General features: G+C 68.9%; 4 protein-coding genes. All 4 read left to right on the plus strand.

Going from position 1 to position 2350, the window contains the following annotated elements; translation table 11 throughout:
• The first annotated feature begins 338 nt into the window (after positions 1-338).
• Positions 339-1076, plus strand: a complete 738-nt coding sequence (gene dapB, locus E4P42_RS26695; RefSeq protein ID WP_135129640.1) for a 4-hydroxy-tetrahydrodipicolinate reductase — start codon at positions 339-341, stop codon at positions 1074-1076.
• Complete coding sequence (locus E4P42_RS26700; protein ID WP_135129641.1) at positions 1073-1537, plus strand: hypothetical protein; 465 nt, start codon at positions 1073-1075, stop codon at positions 1535-1537. Before dapB ends, E4P42_RS26700 begins: the two co-directional genes overlap by 4 nt.
• Positions 1534-1989, plus strand: coding sequence for a flavodoxin family protein (locus E4P42_RS26705; protein ID WP_135129642.1), 456 nt, complete (start codon positions 1534-1536; stop codon positions 1987-1989). The genes E4P42_RS26700 and E4P42_RS26705 overlap by 4 nt, the downstream gene beginning before the upstream one ends.
• 13 nt (positions 1990-2002) lie before the next feature.
• A partial coding sequence (locus E4P42_RS26710) for a hypothetical protein (RefSeq protein WP_135129643.1) occupies positions 2003-2350 on the plus strand: 348 nt, incomplete at its 3' end.

Below are 2350 nucleotides of genomic sequence, written 5' to 3' on the forward strand. Positions count from 1 at the left end.
GGGCGTGTTGGCGGTTGAGGGCGCGTTCGTAGCGGGCGGCCAGGTGGCCGAGTTGGCGGCCGGTGAGGGTGTGGTAGGGCAGGGCGGCCAGGGCGTCGGTGGCGCGTTCGAACGCGCTCACCGTCGCGTCGACGTCCTCCCACTCCATGCCTCGAACACTAGTTCGAGGGTCCGACAAAACCGGTCCACCGAGTGACTGCTGAAACCGAAGTGACACAGGTTTTTTCGCCACATCGCTCGCGGGCGACGAGCGTGCGCTGAGTGCTGCCCGGCACCGGCGTGTCGCGGATCAAACACGCACGCTCGCGCAGGAAGGGCCGCCCATTAGGGTAAACGCCATGCGAGTAGGCGTACTGGGTGCGAAGGGCAAGGTCGGCGCGACGATGGTCCAGGCGGTGGAGGCCGCCGACGACCTGGCGTTCAGCGCGGGTGTGGACGCCGGCGATCCGCTGAGCGAGCTCGTCGACACCGGCACCGAGGTGGTCATCGACTTCACCCATCCCGCAGTGGTGATGGACAACCTGAAGTTCCTCGTGGACAACGGCATTCACGCTGTTGTCGGCACCACCGGGTTCACCGACGAACGCATCGCCCAGGTGCGCGAGTGGGTGGCCGCCACGCCGGGAGCCGCGGTGCTCATCGCCCCCAACTTCGCGATCGGCGCCGTGCTGTCCATGCACTTCGCGAAGCAGGCGGCGCGCTTCTTCGAGTCGGTGGAGGTGATCGAGCTCCACCATCCGCACAAGGCCGACGCGCCGTCGGGCACCGCGGCGCGCACGGCCGCGCTGATCGCCGAGGCGCGAAAAGGTCTGCCGCCCAGCCCCGATGCCACCAGCACCGGAATCGAGGGAGCGCGCGGCGCCGACGTCGACGGCGTGCGGGTGCACTCGGTGCGCCTGGCCGGACTCATCGCACACCAGGAAGTGCTGTTCGGCACGCAGGGGGAGACGCTGACCATCCGGCACGACAGCCTCGACCGCACCAGCTTCGTCCCGGGCGTCCTGCTGGCGGTGCGCAAGGTGGGTGAGCGGCCCGGCCTCACGGTGGGCATCGAGCCGCTGCTCGATCTGGCATGACCGACGATCGGCGCGCCCTGCGCATCCAGCTGCTCATCGCGTTCATGTGCATCGCGATGGTGGTGTACTTCCTGCTGCTCGGCCAGATCGCGATGGGTTTCATCACCTCCGGCAACCTGGCGGCGGTCGGTCTGGGTGTGGCGCTGCTGGTGTTGCCGTTGATCGGGATCTGGGTGATCGTCAGCACCCTGCGCGCCGGATTCGCCCACCAGCGGCTGGCCCGGCTGGCGCGCGAGCGCGGCATGGAACTCGACGTGAGCGACCTCCCGCGGCGACCGTCGGGCCGGATCGAGCGCGACGCCGCCGACGCGTTGTTCGACACGGTGCGCAGCGAGCTGCAGGCCGACTCCGACAACTGGGTGCGCTGGTACCGCCTCGCGCGGGCCTACGACTACGCCGGGGACCGCGGCCGGGCCCGTGCCGCGATGCGCAAAGCCGTGGAGATGCAGGAACGGGAATGAGAACGACCCTCCTCGTCGTCCATCACACTCCGTCACCGGCGACCCGCGAGCTGCTCGAAGCGGTGCTGGCCGGTGCCCGCGACCCGGACATCGACGGGGTGGACGTCGAGGTCCGGCCCGCACTGGCAGCCACGGTGCCGGACATGCTCGAGGCCGACGGCTACCTGTTCGGCACGCCCGCCAACTTCGGGTACATGTCCGGCGCGCTCAAACACTTCTTCGACACCGTCTATTACCCGAGCCTCGACCACGTCGCGGGCCGCCCCTACGGATTGTGGGTGCACGGCAACAACGACACCGCCGGGGCGATCAACGCGGTAGAAAAGCTTGCGACGGGGCTGGCGCTGACGAAGGCGACGGACGTGCTGGAGGTGACCGGCGGCATCGACGCCGGGGTGCGCGAACGGGCCTATGAACTGGGCGGCACCCTGGCCGCAACGCTGATGGAGTGAAAGGCAGGACACCATGCCCGGTATCGCCGAGATCGCCCTGGGGGCTGCCCCCATCGCCGGTGGGGCACTGCTGGGCATGGCCGCCGGGAACGTCCGGGGTCCCGACATTCGAGGGATGATCGCCAAGGACCTCGACCTGCTCGAGCGGCTGCCGGACGATCAGACCGAGCTGCGGGAACGCCTCAAGCGCAGCATCGACCAGCGCATCGACGACCTGATCACCACCACCGAACGCAGCCGTCAACTGCGGGTGGCCGCGCAGTCCTACGAAGGCAACTGGCGCGACATCGTGGTCTTCCTCTGCGCGGTGCTGTTCACCGTCGTCTGGTGGAACGTCAGCCACAGCCGCACCAACTGGCTG

It is taken from the genome of Mycobacterium sp. PS03-16 (genome assembly GCF_004570325.1).
GTDB lineage: Bacteria > Actinomycetota > Actinomycetes > Mycobacteriales > Mycobacteriaceae > Mycobacterium.